Annotated in this window: 13 protein-coding genes; 3 read left to right on the top strand and 10 right to left on the bottom strand. The window is 45.5% G+C overall.

The window, feature by feature from the left end:
* The first annotated feature begins 111 nt into the window (after positions 1-111).
* Both H8B19_RS05555 and H8B19_RS05550 read left to right on the top strand, forming a co-directional pair.
* Positions 112-1,206: an alpha/beta hydrolase gene (locus tag H8B19_RS05555; protein ID WP_186505805.1), complete on the top strand. Its 1,095-nt coding sequence runs from the start codon at positions 112-114 to the stop codon at positions 1,204-1,206.
* A gap of 73 nt (positions 1,207-1,279) precedes the next feature.
* The gene (locus H8B19_RS05550) at positions 1,280-1,936 is read left to right on the top strand and encodes a hypothetical protein (protein WP_186505804.1); all 657 of its coding nucleotides are present in this window, start codon (positions 1,280-1,282) and stop codon (positions 1,934-1,936) included.
* On the opposite strand, the gene H8B19_RS05545 is transcribed toward H8B19_RS05550, so the two are convergent.
* From H8B19_RS05545 to H8B19_RS05525, 5 genes are all read right to left on the bottom strand, one after another.
* Complete coding sequence (locus tag H8B19_RS05545) at positions 1,933-2,178, bottom strand: DUF1289 domain-containing protein (RefSeq protein WP_186505803.1); 246 nt, start codon at positions 2,176-2,178, stop codon at positions 1,933-1,935. The genes H8B19_RS05550 and H8B19_RS05545 overlap by 4 nt on opposite strands.
* A gap of 33 nt (positions 2,179-2,211) precedes the next feature.
* Positions 2,212-5,334: an efflux RND transporter permease subunit gene (locus tag H8B19_RS05540; RefSeq protein WP_186505802.1), complete on the bottom strand. Its 3,123-nt coding sequence runs from the start codon at positions 5,332-5,334 to the stop codon at positions 2,212-2,214.
* A 9-nt stretch (positions 5,335-5,343) separates the two neighbouring features.
* Complete coding sequence (locus tag H8B19_RS05535) at positions 5,344-6,552, bottom strand: efflux RND transporter periplasmic adaptor subunit (RefSeq protein ID WP_186505801.1); 1,209 nt, start codon at positions 6,550-6,552, stop codon at positions 5,344-5,346.
* 60 nt (positions 6,553-6,612) lie between these two features.
* Complete coding sequence (locus H8B19_RS05530) at positions 6,613-7,017, bottom strand: hypothetical protein (RefSeq protein ID WP_186505800.1); 405 nt, start codon at positions 7,015-7,017, stop codon at positions 6,613-6,615.
* A gap of 83 nt (positions 7,018-7,100) precedes the next feature.
* The gene (locus H8B19_RS05525; RefSeq protein ID WP_186505799.1) at positions 7,101-9,161 is read right to left on the bottom strand and encodes a M13 family metallopeptidase; all 2,061 of its coding nucleotides are present in this window, start codon (positions 9,159-9,161) and stop codon (positions 7,101-7,103) included.
* A gap of 268 nt (positions 9,162-9,429) precedes the next feature.
* On the opposite strand from H8B19_RS05525, the gene H8B19_RS05520 reads away from it, so the two are divergent.
* A complete protein-coding gene (locus H8B19_RS05520) occupies positions 9,430-9,990 on the top strand; it encodes a phosphoribosyltransferase family protein (RefSeq protein WP_186505798.1) in 561 nt (186 codons plus the stop codon).
* A gap of 662 nt (positions 9,991-10,652) precedes the next feature.
* On the opposite strand, the gene H8B19_RS05515 is transcribed toward H8B19_RS05520, so the two are convergent.
* The 5 genes from H8B19_RS05515 to aceE all read right to left on the bottom strand — a co-directional run bounded on the left by H8B19_RS05515 (position 10,653) and on the right by aceE (position 18,750).
* The gene (locus H8B19_RS05515) at positions 10,653-11,063 is read right to left on the bottom strand and encodes a hypothetical protein (RefSeq protein ID WP_186505797.1); all 411 of its coding nucleotides are present in this window, start codon (positions 11,061-11,063) and stop codon (positions 10,653-10,655) included.
* Between the two features lie 86 nt (positions 11,064-11,149).
* A complete protein-coding gene (locus H8B19_RS05510) occupies positions 11,150-12,442 on the bottom strand; it encodes an NCS2 family permease (RefSeq protein WP_186505796.1) in 1,293 nt (430 codons plus the stop codon).
* Between the two features lie 128 nt (positions 12,443-12,570).
* The gene (gene lpdA, locus H8B19_RS05505; RefSeq protein WP_186505795.1) at positions 12,571-13,995 is read right to left on the bottom strand and encodes a dihydrolipoyl dehydrogenase; all 1,425 of its coding nucleotides are present in this window, start codon (positions 13,993-13,995) and stop codon (positions 12,571-12,573) included.
* A gap of 90 nt (positions 13,996-14,085) precedes the next feature.
* Positions 14,086-16,056, bottom strand: a complete 1,971-nt coding sequence (gene aceF, locus H8B19_RS05500; protein ID WP_186505794.1) for a pyruvate dehydrogenase complex dihydrolipoyllysine-residue acetyltransferase — start codon at positions 16,054-16,056, stop codon at positions 14,086-14,088.
* Between the two features lie 21 nt (positions 16,057-16,077).
* Entirely contained in the window at positions 16,078-18,750 is a 2,673-nt protein-coding gene (gene aceE, locus H8B19_RS05495; RefSeq protein ID WP_186505793.1) for a pyruvate dehydrogenase (acetyl-transferring), homodimeric type, read from the bottom strand.
* Positions 18,751-18,789 lie beyond the last annotated feature (39 nt).

Raw genomic sequence — 18,789 nt, 5'->3', positions numbered from 1 at the left:
CGATTTCATTTATCTTTACTCTATATACACAAACTTTATTACATTGTATGTGAAATTAAGAGTAAATTAGTTTTTTAGTATAAAAATCAAACAGATTAAATGGAGTTTAATATGCGAATCTCATGTTTTAGCTTATTAAAGGTTTTTCTGTCAGTACTATGGCTTTTATCGGTTGCAATCAGGGCCGAGGTCACATTGCCGAATACCCAGACAAAAGACATTAAATCTAACATCAATCAGCAAGTCTACAGGCTGCATATTCAATTGCCGGCCAATTATACAGATACAAATAAACATTACCCAGTGGTGTATTTACTTGATGCGCAGTGGGATTTTCCTCTTCTCAGCGCGATATATGGCCAGCAATATTATGATGGATTTTTGCCTGAACTGATTTTAGTGGGCATTACCTGGGGCGGCGAGAATGCTGATGCCAATAAACTGCGCCGCCGAGACTTTACCCCCAGTGATATGGATGGTAATGGCGGTTCAGGACAAGCTGCAACATTTTTAAAAGTCATCGACCAGGAAATTATCCCGTTTATCGATGAACAATTTCGTAGCAATGATAACCGAACCTTGATGGGGAGTTCGCTAGGCGGGCTTTTTACCTTGTATGCCATGTTCAATCAGCCGCAGCGCTTTAATCAGTATATACCATCGAGCCCTGCTGTTGATTGGGATGATGGCGTTTTGTATACATCAGCCAAACAATACCTTAAGAATCCGCCTCCCCACCCTATAAAAATGTTTATGCCAGTCAGTGAACTGGAAACCTTATATACACCCGTAATGCAAATGGCAGATTTCCTGACTCAACAAAACTTGCCTAATCTGCAATGGCAAAAGCATGTGGTACTTGGCGCCGGTCATTCCGGGGTAAAAGCCGAGGGAGATACCCGTGGTTTGCAATATGTGTTTGCCAAACCCGCCATCAACTTAACTCAAGTACAGCTGAAACAATACACAGGGCTTTATCAGGCTGCCAATCAGCCGGATATCAAAATAGTGTTAGACAAGTCATTGTCCCAACTCAGCGCTGTATTAAAGGGAAAAGCCACATCCCTTCTGGCTGCAAACCCGCAGCAGTTTTTTCATCGTGGCGAGTTTTTTAAAGTGAATTTTCATAGTAGCGAAACCAACAAAGTTAATGGATTAACACTCAATACCTTTGCAAGCTCAGTCAATTACACAAAAGTAAATTAAGTGGATTGACATGTGGGTAAAACGGACATTACGACAACTTTTTTGCACAACCAGTCTTTTATTGGCAGCGTTAATGGGATGCAAATCGAATATCGAATCAGCACCTTTGGCAAGCGATACCTCCCGGCCTTTGCAGCAATTACAACAAACGCATTTTGACAGGTTTGTAGTGCATTCCTTAGCGGACTTTAAAGCCGTGGATAAACTGATCGTATTTAAGTTAAATGTCGAAAAATTAGTGATGCCACCCACCGACGACGATGATATCAACCGCAGCTGGCAACAAGCTCAGGCGCAAGATATTTTTGACATCGCTGATCAGTTCGATCAACTCGCCCAGTTTGTCTTTGCCGAAGGTAAAGCCTTTGAAGCCACCCGCACTGGTGGTGACAATGTATTAGCGGTGCAATTCCGCTTATTGGAATATCACCCCACCACCAGCAAAGATGGCAGCTGGGATAACCCAACCAACATGGATAAATATGTCTCGTCTTTTGGTAGCGCCAAAATCCAGGCGGTATTAGCTAAATCATCCAGCGGTGAATTAGTAGCGGTGATTGAAGACACAGTCAATTTAACCCTGGGCGTGGCCGGTCGTTCATTTCGATACGATGGTGCAATGGGTTCAACCAATAGCAAGCAAAATCAAAAAGCAGCGTGGCGACGCGCGTTTAAACAATGGCTGGTTAACTTAAGAAGCGACTTAACCCGGCTCAAAGAGCAGGTTTAATCCCAAAAAGATTGTTGTTGAGGCGGCTGAGTTGGTTCTTCTGACGTTTTGGATTTAGCCTGCGCACGCTTTTTACGCATAGCGCAGGCTTTAATGATTTTGCGTTTTACATCATCTTCGAGCTGAATCCAGTACAGGCGCTCCTCGCGGGTTCTGAAACACCCGAGACAATTACCCTTTGGACCTGACTGACATACGCCAATGCAAGGACTTTGAATTTCAAAGATTTCAATTTGTCGCATTGGCGCATTTTATACTCAATTAAATGCACAATACTATGACTTTGATTTGGCATCTTTTGGCTTGAGCATCAGTTTGTACAACACAGGGATCACAAATAATGATGCCAATGGTGCCAGGATCATGCCGCCAATCATGGGCGCAGCTATAGGCTGCATTACTTCATATCCCACGCCCTGTTGCATTAACACCGGCAGCAAACTTAATACGATTGTTGCCACCGTCATTACCTTAGGTCTTATGCGCTGCACCGCACCGGCAATAATTGCCTGAGTAAACTGCGATGGTGACGCCATACTCTGGCAGGCCTGATTTAAGTAGACCAACATCACCACGCCAAATTCGGCGGCGACCCCGGCAAGTGCAATCATACCCACTGCAGCCGCCACCGAAAAATGCAGTTGCCAGTACCACATCATCCATAAACTGCCTGTGACTGCCAACGGTAAAGTCAGTAATACCATCAGGCTCTGACGCCAGCTTTGCAAACAGATAAACAGCAGCAACAACACAATCACCAGGGTCACCGGAATGATCTGCTGCATGCGTTTGTTAACCCGTTCGATGGATTGATAGGCGCCACTCCAGCTTAAAGAATAACGCGCTGGCAAGCTGACTTTTTGAGCCAGTAACGGTGCTGCCTGCTGGATATATTCCCCCACCGATACATCTTTGGTTTCAATCAACACCCGGGTAATCGGCCGGGCATTTTCCGACTTAAGCATCGCAGGCCCTGTCGCTATGTTTATGTCAGCCAGTTTTTGTAGCGGAATATAGGCACCGGCAGGTGTGATAATCGGTAACTCTTTTAACGATTCAACCGAGTCGCGGTAATCCCTTAAAAAGCGCACATTAATCGGATAACGTTCTTTACCTTTGATTACCTCACCAATCGCACTGCCGCCCACCGCAGTTTGCAACAACTGATTAAATTGCTGTAACGTCATACCGTACTGACCCAGCTCGCTTAATCTGGGTTGAATATCAATGTAATTGCCTTGCGCAGAACGTTGGGTTACCACAGATGCGGTTGTGGGCAGGGTCTTCAATACCGATTCGACCTGCGTGGCAATCTGCTCTAACTGCTGTGGATCGTCACCACTTAAACTCATCGCCAACGGCGTTTTAATACCGGTGGATAACATATCGATACGGGTTTTTATCGGTTGTACCCAGGCATTGGTTAACCCCGGAATTTGTATTTTGGCATCCAGTTCAGCGATCAAATCATCCAGCGTTAATCCTTCGCGCCATTCACTTTTCGGTTTGAGGTTAATGGTGGTTTCCACCATGGTCAGTGGTGCTGGATCAGTGGCAGTATCAGCACGACCAATTTTACCAAACACACTTTCCACTTCAGGCAAGGTTTTAATAATGCGGTCAGTCTGCTGCAGTAATTGCGCTGCTTTACCCACACTAATGCCGGGTTGCGTGGTTGGCATATACATTAGCGTGCCTTCATCAATGCGCGGCATAAACTCGTACCCCAGCTGTTTTAGCGGATACCAGGCTGAGGCAACGATTAATAAGGCCAGCAATACAATCAGTTTAGGGAAACGCAGAGCCTGTTTTAGTAACGGCCGATATAAAAAGATACAAACACGCGAAATAGGATTGGCTTTTTCGCTGATGATTTTTCCTTTCACCCACCAACCCATTAAAACAGGAATAAGGGTAATGGCTAACAATGCCGAGGCTGCCATAGCAAAGGATTTGGTCAGTGCCAGCGGGGTAAATAACTTACCTTCCTGCCCATGTAAAGCAAAAACCGGGAAAAAACTAACGGTAATAATAATCAGCGACCAGAATAATGCCGGACCAACCTGCTGGGCAGAAATGGTTGCCAGTTGCCAGCGTTGTGTAGCATCGGGTTGTTGCTGATGTTGATGCACAAACTCTTCTACATGTTTGTGCATGTTCTCTATCATCACGATCGCCGCATCAACCAGCGCACCGATGGCAATGGCAATTCCGCCTAAGCTCATGATATTGGCGGTAATGCTCAATTGCTGCATCAGTAATAACGACATTAATAAGGACAATGGCAGGATAATCAGTGCCACAATCGCCGAACGCACATGCAGCAAAAATATCAGCAATACGCCGGCAACCAACGCCATTTCCAGCAGTAACTTATGCCATAAATGATCAACCGAAGCCTGAATGAACTGGGATCTGTCATAGACGCTTTTGATGCTGACACCCTGCGGCAATCCGGCAGATAACTGCTCTATTTTGGCTTTTACCTGCTGGATCACTTGCTGGGCATTTTCACCACTGCGCATGACCACAATGCCGCCCACCACTTCGCCTTTACCATCCAACTCAGCAATGCCACGACGCATAACTGGCCCACGGTGAATAATCGCCACATCTTTAAGTGTTACCGCAATATTGGCCTGATTTTTTACAGGAAGTGGTATTTTTTCAAAGTCACCGATATCGGATAAGTAACCTCTCACACGCAACATAAACTCGGTTTCAGCCTGCTCCATTACCCCTGCACCAATTTCACCATTGTGAGTTTGAATTGCGGAGACAACCTCAGCGGTAGTGAGTTTGTAACGCGCCAGTTTGAGTGGATCCAGTTCCACCTGAAAACTATTAATCATGCCACCGACACTGGCTATTTCAGACACACCAGCCACCGATTGCAGCTCAGGTTTTAGATAAAAATCCTGCAAACTTTTTAACTGAGCTAAATCATAGGTGCCACTGGTATCGGTTAATGCATACTGGTAAATCCAGCCGACACCGGATGCATCCGGCCCAATATTGCTGCTGACACTATCAGGCAGAATTTGTTTAGCCTGGGATAAATATTCCATTACCCGCGCACGTGCCCAGTACATGTCGGTATCGTCATCAAAAATCACGTACACATAGGAGTCTGAATAAAAGGAATAACCTCTAACAGCAGTAACACCGGGGACTGACATCAATAACCCCGATAACGGATAAGTAACCTGTTGCTCAACCTGCTCCGGGCTTTGCCCCGGGTATTGGGTTTTCACAATTACTTGCACATCGGATAAATCGGGGATGGCATCGATATTGATTTTTTGCAGAGACTGCAACCCCACCGCGGCCAATAACAGCGCGACTAAAACCACCATTAGCGCATTGTGCATGGAAAACTGAATAATGCGTTTTAACATTTCAATCTCCTAGTGCTGATGGGACTGCATACGATTAATCGCCGCATCCAGATTGGCTTCAGCGTCAATCAGGAACTGACCGGATACCACCACCTTTTGCTGCTCGGTTAATCCGGAGAGGATCTCAACCCTTTGATTAACCTGCATGCCCAACTCAACCTCCTGCACCACAAAACTTCCATCTTCTTTTTGCACCACCACGCGGTTTTTATTACCACTTTGCAATACCGCCTGCAGCGGGATGTTCAGCACATCTTTTTTCGGCCCACCATAAATCGCTACTTCGGCGGTCATACCGGGTTTAATGCGCATAAGAGGATTAACCAGATTTAGCCTGACTTTAATGCTGCGTGAAACGGGATCAAGGCGCGGATAGATATATTCGATACTGGCCTCGGCGGCTTCTATGCCAATCGATGGCAGATGAATATCAGCCGGTTTACCCAGTTTTAACCAGTCAAACTGATTTTCAAATACATCGGCCAAAACCCACAAATGGGTCAAATCAGCAATCGCAAGCATTTCCCGGGCGGGTTCTACGTACATGCCCTGCCTGACACTTAACCGGGTTATTACACCGGATTGAGTAGCATAAAAAGGTACGCTGTAGCGTGTTTTGCCTTCTTTTTCTAAGGTCGCGATAAAGCTGGGATCAACACCCAGTAAAGATAATCGGCGTTTGGCCTGCGATAACAAATAGTCACGATTACTGCCACTCAGGTTTTTTTGTGCCTGCAGGAAATCGTCCTGCGCCACCACTAAATCGGGAGAATACAGGGTGTAAAGTAACTGACCCTTTTTAACCGTCTGACCTTCAGTGTCCACATTGAGTTTTTCAATCCAGCCTGACATTCTGGGATGTACATGACTAATACGCGATTCATCCACCTGAATCTGACCAAAGGTTTTAATGTATTTCCACATATCACCGCGCATTACCGGTGCAGTAACAATGTTCATGGCCTGCTGCATGTCTCCACGCACATCAACCATGGGTTGCATTTGCATGCTGTTCTGCTGAGTTTTAGGTTGTAAATCCATACCACAAATGGGGCATTTCCCCGGATGGTCGCGCACAATATGATGATGCATAGGACACATATAACGGGTATGTTGCTGCTCTAACTCAGCGGTAAATTCATGTTGTTGTTCTGCGGCAATGGCAACTGGCATGGCCTGAACCCACACCATCAAAAATAAAATAACGAAAGATCGCATATTGACCTCTAACAGAAAAAATTATCCAACAGCGCCAAAAAACACGCTGCACTAAAAATTTTAAGTTAGAGATACCCTTGGAGGTCGGTAGAGATGATCAAGTGAGCTGATAATGGCAGGAGTCACGAACTCCGGAGGTTGAGTATGTTGAAACTGCCCGGTAACAGGTAAAGAAAATGACATAATGCCCAGCACCACAACCACGGGGCATTCACATCCTTGCGTACTGCATTGGTGTTTAGCTGACTGACAACAATTATTGTCCGACATCTGATGCTGGCAACAATCGGCCTTGTGGCCATTACTGGCATCGTGATCCATATGATTAGCTATTTGATGAGATGAATCCTGCTGCATAGACATGGCTGAGTCTTCATGTACCGATGCCATTACCGGAGCTGCCACGGAAGTCACACTTCCCAGCAAGGTAAATATCATCAGTAAATAAACAGCCAGTTTGTTCACATTCAGTCTCATCAATCAGGATAAAAATACTTTACCATAAAAAAGACCGCGTAAGCGGCCTTTTAATTTTTAACAAATGTAAATTACCAGATTTTTACGCGATCTTCTGGTTTAAGATACATTTCATCACCTTCTTTAATATCAAAGGCTTTGTAGAATACATCTGAGTTACGCACTATGCCGTTAGTACGGAATTCACCTGGCGAATGAGGATCGCTTAACAGCTGAGCACGCAGTGCATCATCACGATATTTACCGCGCCATACCTGGGCATACCCCATTAAGAAACGCTGATCGCCTGTAAGGCCATCAATCACAGGCGAGTCTTTTCCTTGCAAAGACATAACATAGGCTTTATGACCAATGGTGACACCAGATAAATCACCGATATTTTCACCCAGAGTCAGTTCACCATTTACATGCTGACCTTCAATGGGTTCAAACTGATTGTATTGATCAACTAACTTAGCGGTCAGTTTTTCAAAGGCGGTACGGTCTTCGTCCGTCCACCAGCTACGCAGGTTACCGTCACCATCATATTTAGACCCCTGATCATCAAACCCATGACCAATCTCGTGTCCAATTACCGCACCAATTGCACCGTAATTAACCGCATCATCCGCATCCATATTAAAGAATGGTGGTTGCAAAATGGCCGCCGGGAATACGATTTCGTTACGGGTTGGGCTGTAATAGGCATTGATGGTTTGTGGTGTCATGCCCCATTCAGAAGTATCCACTTCCTGACCGATACGTTTATTATTAAAATCGGTCTCAAACTCATAATAACGCTGATAGTTACCCACCAAATCATCTGCTTTAATGGTTAAAGCAGAATAATCACGCCATTTATCCGGGTAACCAATTTTAGGCGTAAACTTAGACAGTTTTTCCAGTGCAGCTTGTTTGGTAGTGTCTGTCATCCAGTCGATTTCTTTGATGCTCTGCCCATAGGCTTTAACCAGATTATCAACCAGCGACTCCATCTTGGCTTTTGCCTCTGGCTTGAAGTGACGTTTTACATATTGCTGACCTAACACTTCACCTAACACACCACTGGTTGAGGCAACTGCACGCTTCCAGCGCTCCTGTTGCTCTGGTACACCGCGTAGGGTTTTAGAGTAGAAGTTAAAGCTTAAATCAGAGAAGGTATCACTCAAACGTGGGGCGTATTGATCCACTACGCGGAACGCCAGGTAATCTTTTAATGTTTGCAGATCAGTGTCCGCTAAAATGCCACCAATCGCTTCAAAGTAAGGTAGTTCACGTACAATCACTTTTTGTACATCTTCAATACCCGAACCTTTTGCATAGGCTGCGTAGTCAAAACCATTTAACAATGTAGTGACTTCTTCCGTACTGCGTTTGTTGTAGTTTTTTTCAGCGTCACGACGTTCAACACGACTTAAGTGCTTATCTGCAATCGCAGTTTCCAGCGCCATAATGTTATCTGCAGCTTGTTTGGCATTGTCATAACCCGCAGCCGTTAATACACCTTCCACATATTCCAGCATGGCAGCGCGAAACTTCTGGAATTTTTCTTCATCTTTGAAGTAATAATCTTTATCCGGCATGGTTAAACCGCTTTGTACATAGTACGCCGCGTATACGCCCGGTTCTTTGGCATCAGGAGAAACATAGTAGCCAAATGGTGCATCGACACCTAAACGGCCCAACTTGCCCATTTCAGCAGCAAACTCGCTGGCATTGCTAATTGCAGCCACTTCATCCAGCAAAGGCTGCACAGGTTTCACACCCAGTTCATTCGCCAGCTTGTCATTCATGTAGCTGTTATACATGTCACCCAGTTTTTGATTATTGCTGCCATCGGCATTTTCCTCTGCGGCGGCATCCTGGATGATTTCTTTTAATTGAACCTGGCTGTTGTCATACAGAATATTAAATACAGAGTAACGTGACTTATCCGCTGGAATTTCGGTTTTAGATAACCAGCTACCATTCACATAACGGAAGAAGTCTTCACCCGGCGCCACAGCGGTATCGATAGCTGTAACATCAATACCTGATTGCAGTGGCTTTTTCTCAGCCTGCGTACTGGCAGTGTCTGTTTTAGGAGCAGGGTTACAGGCAGACAGGCCTAAAGCAGCCGATACGCCCAGCGCAATTAACGTGAGTTTTTTCATGTTGGTTCCCATTGTTATAGTTATGCAGAATCTGCTCGCTTTTGATTACAACTAACGTGGAAGACGATGCAAATTTCTGTGTCTTATTTAGACAAAAAAGTATTTACCCAGAATCAGTCTACCTTACGGGCGACACAGGGCAAATAGCAAGTCTTTACAGAATGTTACAGCCGCCATTCATCGCGTATTATTTTTAATCGAACGAATACATTTAGCGCGCCTTGCATTATAATCCGCGCTTTTAAATTGAATAAAAGTGGAGACGTACGTGTCAGAAAAGCACTTTATTACCTCACAACAGTTGTTGCAGGACTCTTTTAGACTGGCATCCATTGTGTATGAAGATGGCTTCCGCCCTGATTATATTATTGGTATCTGGCGTGGCGGTGCTCCAATTGGTATCGCAGTTCAGGAATATTTCGACTTCAAAAAAGTAGAAACCGATCATATTGCGGTACGTACCTCGTCGTATTACGGTATCAATCAACAATCCAAAGAAATCAAAGTGCATGGTCTGCATTATTTAATTGAGAATGCCAATGCACAGGACAAACTACTGATTGTTGATGATGTATTTGACTCAGGCCGCAGTGTTGATGCCCTGATTAATCAAATTCGTAAATTGTCACGTTTAAACACCCCGGGTGATATTCGTGTTGCCTGCCCCTGGTATAAACCGAAAAATACCAAAGTGGATATCATCCCCGACTATTACGTGCATGAATCTGACGAGTGGTTGGTATTCCCTCATGAAATCTCAGGCCTGACACCAGACGAGATTATCAATGGTAAAACAGAGCTGGCTGATATTATGCACCTGCTGAAGTAACAGCAAAGCTGATGATTTGGAAAAGGCCGCTGATAGCGGCTTTTTTTTGTTTTTTCTGGTGTGCAAGTTACCCAACAATACCTGCCACCACATTAACCCCTTTGCCATCCATAGCCTTATTCTCCCCGCATCCTTGCGGGGCGAGCCCCTTTCTTAGGGATAAGAAAGGGGCGAAAGAATCCTGCACTCCGCCAACTTGCTGATCTTGTTACGGTATCACTTGTTTAATCGAACCGGTGCGAGGCAGCTATCCATGCAAAGCACGCACCTCGGGAAAACTTCCTGTTTTCCCGTTCGAACAAGTTTCACCTGCACAAGGCAAGTTGGAGTCGCAATTAGCCAAACTAAGTTTGGCCGCTGTCGCGGTGATGACTCAAAGTTTTGGTTTTCCCAGTCAGCCAACGGCTGACTTACTGCGACTCTGACTTTTAGCCAAAACCAAGCTGGCTTTCGAATGGCCGAACTGGACGTTCGGCCAAGGCCAACGCTTTGCAGGGATTGCTGCCTTTGGCCGCTTCGAATAAAAGACAGCTTGATTTTGGCGTTAAAAAAGTCGGCGGAGTGAAGGAGCTTTCGCCTATTTGGCTCCATCCAAATAGGCTCGCGCCCTGCAAAGGGCGTGAAATGAACAATTTATTTAAAGACCGCAATGCCTAATTTAGTCATGTTTTAGTTTTATACCTGAGTCCTTTCTCTACTTCTAACAAAAAAGGTTCAACACAGGACCTATAAACATTTCCAGGATGATTGATTTTTAAAAGAAAATTTTTGATTACATTGAAATCTTCATCGATTCGATTTTTTTGCAATGAGCTAACATCAAATTTAGAGTTTTTATAATCATTCATGAACATGCAGAGAACATTTATTTCCGTACCTGACAATCTTTCTAAATAAGGCACGTCGATAATGTGAGAATCAGAAAAATAAGAATCAATTAGTTTTGATTCATCGCCGCCAGCGAGCAAGTAATTTTGGTAGTTATCAAAGAAAACCTTTCCTTCAGCTACAGAATCTTTTTTTTCACAAGAAAATAATAAAAGCGCCATTAAAACCAAAATTAATTTATGCATGTGCGGAATCTCTAGTTAGGCTCGATATAACCTGTCACAATGGTCTTTAACAAAAAAGACCGCTATCTGCGGTCTTCACAATTCTATCACCCAACAAATGCAATCTTTGCCACAAAAATCGCGGTCAACACCCACACACTTGTTGTCACCTCCTGCCATTTACCACATACCACTTTCACAAAGGTGTAAGTAATAAACGCCAGGGTTATCCCATTGGCGATGGAAAACGTCAGTGGTGTGAACAGCAAAACCACCGTCACTGGCGCTGCCTCGGTAATATCATCCCAATCGATATCACGCAGGCCAAATAACATTAAAATCGCCACATAAAATATGGCACCGGCGGTGGCGTAGGTTGGGATCATGCCTGCCAGTGGCGCGAAAAAGATGCTTAATAAAAACAATCCACCGGCCACCACAGCGGTTAATCCGGTTTTACCGCCTTCGGCCACACCGGACGCGCTTTCGATATAGCTGGTAGTGGTTGACGTACCTAAACTGGCACCAGCCACGGTTGCAATACTGTCGCTCATTAAGGCTTTACCTAAATTAGGTACATTGCCTTTGTCATCGGCCAGACCGGCTTTATGAGTGACGGCAATCAAGGTGCCTGAGGTATCAAATAAATCCACAAACAAAAAGGCGAATACCACGCTTAACATCGACAGTTCCAGTGCTGCATGTAAATCCATTTGCAGGAATGTAGGCGCCAGAGAGGGTGGCGCAGAAACAATGCCCGCGTATTGCACATCGCCCGATGCTAGCCCTATAAGGGTCATAATTAATATCGCCAGCATTACGCCACCTTTTAAATGACGTGCGGTGAATGCGGCCACTAAAAAGAAGCCGATGATGCTCATTAAAGGAATGAAATCGGTAATAGTACCTAAAGTGACTAACGTAGCGGGGTGGTCAACAATAATGCCGGCATTTTTAAGTGCAATCATCGCCAGAAAAGCACCAATACCGGTGGCGATGCCTTTTTTAAGAGTCATGGGTATCGCATTGATAATCCACTCCCTCACTTTAAATGCGCTTAACAAAAAAAACAGAATACCCGAGAGAAATACCGCACCTAATGCCGATTGCCAGCTGTAGCCCATCGACATGACTACGCCATAAGTGAAAAAAGCGTTAAGCCCCATACCCGGTGCTAAGGCAATAGGCAAATTAGCGACCAAGCCCATAATCAAACAACCAATCGCAGCAGCTAAACAGGTAGCGACAAACACCGCACCGTGATCCATGCCGGCTTCGGCCAGAATCGATGGATTAACAAAAATGATATAGGCCATGGTTAAAAAGGTGGTACAACCTGCTACTACCTCGGTTTTCACGTTACTGCCGCGCTCAGACAGTGCAAATAATCGCTCTAACATTGTTTATTATTCTCGTTGTAATGAATTTGCTTATGCTAATGAATTTCAAGTATTTATTCAGCAATGGAAGTTTAAATTTGCCAATAAAAAAGGGCCTTACGGCCCTTTTTAAAATCATTTAGCAAAAATTACTTTTTCTTTTTTGCTTTTGGATTAGGTAAGTCAGTGATGCTACCTTCGAAAATTTCAGCAGCCAGACCGATAGACTCGTTCAGTGTTGGGTGAGCGTGAATGGTTAATGCGATATCTTCTGCATCTGCGCCCATTTCCACTGCCAGACCGATTTCGCCTAACATTTCACCGGCGTTGATACCCACCATGGCACCACCGATAACACGACCACTGTCTTTTTCAAATACCAGCTTAGTCATACCTTCGGTGCGACCTGATGCAATAGCACGGCCTGATGCAGCCCACGGGAAAGTAGCAGTTTCATAACTTACGCCTTTCTCTTTGGCTTCTTTCTCAGTTAACCCTACCCATGCGATTTCCGGGTCGGTGTAGGCAACTGAAGGAATGCACTTAGGATCGAAGTAGTGTTTCTTACCTGCAATAACTTCAGCGGCAACGTGACCTTCGTGAACGGCTTTGTGTGCCAACATTGGCTGGCCAACCAAATCACCGATGGCATAAATGTGATTTACGTTGGTTTTCATTTGCTTGTCTACGTTAATGAAACCACGTTCATCAACGTTAACACCGGCTTTATCAGCATCTAACAAGCTACCGTTTGGACGACGGCCAACAGCAACTAATACCTTGTCGTAACGAACAGGTTCAGCAGGTGCGTTTTTGCCTTCAAAGCTTACGTATAAACCGTCTTTCTTGGCTTCTACGCCAGTTACTTTGGTTTCCAGCATCACGTTGAACTTGTCTTTTACGTACTTCTGGTAAACCTTGATGATGTCTTTATCAGCAGCAGGCACTAATTGATCAAGGAATTCAACCACATCAATTTGAGAACCCAGAGAACGGTATACCGTACCCATTTCCAGACCGATGATACCACCGCCCAGTACCAGCATTTTTTCTGGTATGTCAGCCATTTCCAGTGCACCGGTAGAATCGATTACACGTGGATCATCTTTTGGGATGAATGGCAGAGAAACAGGCTCAGAACCTGCAGCGATAATCGCATTGTCAAACGTAATAGTGGTTTTGCCATCTTTACCTTCAACTTCCAGGGAGTTACTGCCAGTGAATTTACCATAGCCCTGAACATGCTTAACTTTGCGCATTTTAGACATGCCATCCAGACCTTTAGTCAGTTGGCTAACAACGCTGTCTTTCCAGCCACGTACTTTGTCTAAATCGATTTTTGGCTCACCAAAGCTAACGCCGTGAGCAGCCATTTCTTTTGCATCATCAATAACTTTAGCAACGTGTAACAAGGCTTTAGAAGGGATACAACCAACATTCAGACATACGCCGCCAAGCGTATCGCGGGCATCAACCAACACGGTTTCAATGCCTAAATCAGCCGCACGGAATGCCGCTGAGTAACCACCTGGTCCTGCGCCCAGTACAACCAGCTGTGTTTTGATTTCGCTCATGAGTAACCTCAAATTATTATGACTTTGGTAACGGGGCGAATTCTACTTAGCCCGGCCCCGTTTTACAAAAAATTACGACTATTTTTTCAACTACAGCAATAAATTACGGATATCGCTTAACACTGTGCTCAAGTGAACAGTGAATCGAGCTGCAACCGCACCGTCAATGACACGGTGATCGTAAGACAGCGATAATGGCAGCATCAGCTTAGGTTCAAACTCTTTACCATTCCACTTCGGTTTCATTTCACTCTTCGATACACCCAATATGGCGACGTCTGGCGCATTTACAATAGGTGTAAACGCAGTACCACCAATGCCACCTAAACTTGAGATGGTAAAACAACTGCCCTGCATATCCGCCGCTTTTAACTTGCCATCACGCGCTTTGATGCTGATTTCGGTCAGCTCTTTAGACAGCTCGTAAATACCTTTTTGATCTACGTCACGCACTACCGGTACAACAAGGCCTCCCGGGGTGTCTACTGCGATACCAACATGGTAGTACTTTTTCTGAATTAAGCTTTCGCCCGATTCAGACAAAGAGGTGTTAAATACCGGATAGGCTTTTAACGCGTCCACAACCGCTTTCATCATAAACACCAGCGGCGTGATTTTGATGCCAAGTTTTTTCTTCTCAGCAATGGCGTTTTGCTGTTTACGGAACGCTTCCAGTTCAGTGATATCCGCTTCATCGAATTGCGTAACATGAGGAATGGTTACCCAGTTGCGATGCAAGTTAGGACCAGAAATTTTCTGGATGCGGGTTAATGGAATTTCTTCCACTTCACCAAATTTGCTGAAATCCACTTTTGGCTGCGGCAATACTTGCAAACCACCGCCTCCGGCAGCGATTTGTGAGCTTGCTGTCATCTTAGGACGTGACAATTCGTATTTCACATAAGACTGCACGTCTTCTTTTAAAATACGCCCTTTACGACCAGAACCTTTAACCAGAGTCAGATCCACACCAAATTCACGCGCTAAACGACGCACTGAAGGGGATGCATGTACAACACCGCCACGTGGTCTCTCGCCCACAGAAGGATGATGAGGAACAGGTGGTGCTTTTTGCTGTTCTGTTTTAGCCGCCGCAGGTTGAGGTTTGCTCTCCGCGGATGGCGCTGGAGCGCTGGCTTGTGGTGCTGCTGCACCTTTAACTTCCAGCTTAATAATTAATGAGCCCTGAGACACTTTACCGCCTGTGCTCACTTCAACAGATTTAACCACACCGGCTTCTGGTGCAGGGACATCCATGGTGGCTTTGTCGGTTTCCAGGGTAATCAAACCCGCTTCTTTTTCGATTTCGTCACCAGCCGTAACCAGTACATCGATAACATCCACTTCGCCTTCGGTACCGATATCAGGTACACAAACATCGATCACTTTGGATTCGGTGCTGGCGGCAGGTGCACTTTCAGCAGCAGCCGGAGCGGCTTGTTCAGCTGGTGCAGACTCAGCGTCAGCAGATTGTGTTTCAAGTTCGATAATCAGTGAGCCCTGAGACACTTTGTCACCGTTTTTCACTTTTACCGATTTTACTGTACCCGCTTCAGGTGAGGGTACATCCATGGTGGCTTTATCAGTCTCTAAGGTGATTAAACCGGCTTCTTTTTCAATTTGATCGCCTTCTGCAACCAATACGTCGATAACATCCACTTCGCCATCGGTACCAATATCTGGCACTTCAACCTGAATCACTTTGCTTGCACCAGTATTGGCAGCAGGCGCAGACTCCGCTTCTTTTTGCTGTGGTTCAGCAGCTTTAGTTTCGTCAGCAGCTGGCGCTTGTGGCTCAGCTTCAGCGGCAGGTGCGTCATCACCCGCAGCTTCGATTTTCATGATTAATGCGTCCTGGCTGATTTTGTCACCAACCTTCACCAGTATTTCACTGATTTTACCGCCAAATGGCGCGGGAATATCCATGCTGGCTTTATCGCTTTCCACTGTTACCAATGAGGTTTCAGCTTCAACGTCTTCACCCACCTGTACGCAAATTTCGATGATTTCTACTTCATCCCCGCCTACATCGGGTACTAATACATCTTTAATATCGGCCATGTTCAATATCTCCTTGTCCGATTATGCGTAAAGTGGATTCAGTTTATCCTGGGCAATACCATATTTTTCGATGGTATCAGCCACGATTTTCATATCAAGCTCACCGCCACGTGCCAGTTCATACAAGCTTGCAACAACAATGAACTTAGCATCCACTTCAAAGTGATGACGCAGGTTAGCACGGCTGTCTGAACGACCGAAACCATCGGTACCCAGCACTTTATACTGACCCGGAACAAATGCACGTACCTGATCGGCATAGGCTTTGACGTAATCGGTAGCCGCAATGGTTGGGCCTTTCACACCGTCGTTCAATACTTTAGTGATGTAAGGCACACGCTGATCACCTTTTGGATTAAGCATGTTGCTGCGCTCACAGTTCAGACCGTCACGGCCCAGCTCGTTGAACGAGGTAGCACTGTATACTTCAGAAGAGATATTGAAGTCAGACTTAAGAATTTGTGCCGCTTCACGTACCTGATTCAGGATAGTACCGCTACCCAGCAGTTTAACGCTGGCTTTGGCTTTGCTGGCTTCAACTGATTCCAGCTTATACAAACCTTTACGGATACCTTCTTCTGCACCTTCAGGCATAGCCGGCTGAACGTAGTTTTCGTTCATTACTGTCAGGTAGTAAAAGACGTTTTCCTGTTCTTCGAACATACGGCGCATACCGTCTTGTACGATAACCGCCACTTCATAACCGTAAGTTGGGTCATAAGTAATACAGTTAGGGATCAGGCTGGCCTGTGTATGACTCTGACCATCCTGATGCTGCAGACCTTCGCCATTTAGCGTTGTACGACCAGCAGTACCACCGACTAAGAAACCACGCGCCAGGCTATCACCCGCCGCCCATGCCAAATCACCCACACGCTGGAAACCAAACATTGAGTAATAAATATAAACCGGGATCATTGGCAGGTCGTTAGTTGAGTATGACGTACCCGCGGCTAACCAGGATGCCATTGCACCTAATTCGTTGATACCTTCCTGCAGTACCTGACCTTTTTTATCTTCACGATAATAAGCGACCTGATCTGCATCCTGAGGCACATATTTCTGGCCGTGGTTAGAATAAATACCTACCTGACGGAATAAACCTTCCATACCAAATGTACGGGCTTCATCAGGAATGATAGGTACCACACGGTTACCGACTTTTTTGTCTTTCAACATAGCGGTTAGTACACGTACAAACGCCATGGTGGTAGAAATTTCACGGTCGCCAGAACCTTTGGTTACAGCATCAAAGGCAGACAATGGTGGCGCGGGTAAGCTTTCTTTGCTCTGTGGTAAACGTGCTGGTAAATATCCGTGCAGAGATTCACGACGGGCACGCAAGTACTTCATTTCCTCGCTGTCTTCGTCGAATTTGAAGTATGGCAAATCAGCCAAATCTTCATCACTGATAGGAATAGCAAAACGATCACGGTAAGCACGTACCGCTTCCAGATCCATTTTCTTGACGTTGTGCGCGATGTTTTTACCTTCGCCCGCTGCGCCCATACCATAACCTTTTACGGTTTTAGCCAGGATAACCTGTGGACGACCTTTGGTTTCAACGGCGCGTTTGTATGCAGCGTAAACTTTAACCGGATCATGACCACCACGGTTTAAACGCCAGATATCATCATCTGACATATTAGACACCATTTCTTTCACTTCAGGGTATTTACCAAAGAAGTGCTCACGGGTGTATGCGCCACCTTTAGCTTTGTAATTCTGGTATTCACCATCAACAGTTTCGTTCATAATGTCTAACAGTTTGCCTGTGGTATCGCGCGCTAATAATGGATCCCAGTAACGACCCCAAATCACTTTGAATACTTCCCAGCCAGCCCCACGGAATGTGCCTTCCAGTTCCTGAATGATTTTGCCGTTACCACGTACCGGTCCATCCAGACGCTGTAAATTACAGTTGATAACAAACGTTAAGTTATCCAGACCTTCACGTGAAGCCAGACCAATTGCACCCAATGATTCTGGCTCATCCACTTCGCCATCACCCATAAAGCACCATACGCGCTGCTCAGAGCAATCTTTCAGACCACGGTTGGTAAGGTATTTTAAATAACGTGCAAGGTAGATAGCCTGCATTGGGCCCAAGCCCATGGATACAGTCGGGAATTGCCAGAAATCAGGCATTAAACGTGGGTGTGGGTAAGAGGATAAACCACCACCGTTTGCTTCCTGACGGAACATGTCCAGCTGACCTTCGCTTAAACGACCTTCAATGAATGCACGGGAATAAATGCCCGGAGAAACATGGCCCTGAACAAATAAATAATCGCCGCCGTCTTTTTCATTCGCAGCTCGGAAGAAGTGGTTAAAGCCCACATCGTACAACATGGCAGAAGAGGCAAAACTGGAAATATGTCCACCTAAATCCAGGTCTTTTTTAGATCCACGCACTACCATCATCATCGCATTCCAGCGAATGGCGTTACGAATGCGGCGCTCAATGGTCTGGTCGCCCGGCATTGTCGGTTCCTGGCCTGCAGGAATAGTATTGATATATGCGGTAGTGGCTGTATAGGGTAAGTGTGCTCCGCTACGACGGCCTTTTTCGATCAGGCTTTCAAGCAGGAAATGGGCGCGTTCCGGACCTTCTTCTTGCAGAACCGCTTCTAGTGCATCTAACCATTCTTGTGTTTCTTGCTGATCCACATCTGGTTGCATCATTTCTGACATGTTGCTTTCCTATTGTTGGTTAAGTCGTTGCGGGAAAAG

Origin of the sequence: Neptunicella marina, assembly GCF_014270035.1 — a bacterium.
In the GTDB taxonomy this organism is placed as follows: domain Bacteria; phylum Pseudomonadota; class Gammaproteobacteria; order Enterobacterales; family Alteromonadaceae; genus Neptunicella; species Neptunicella marina.
The sequence above is the reverse complement of the archived record's forward strand: the minus strand, read 5'-3'. Positions and strand labels throughout refer to the sequence as shown.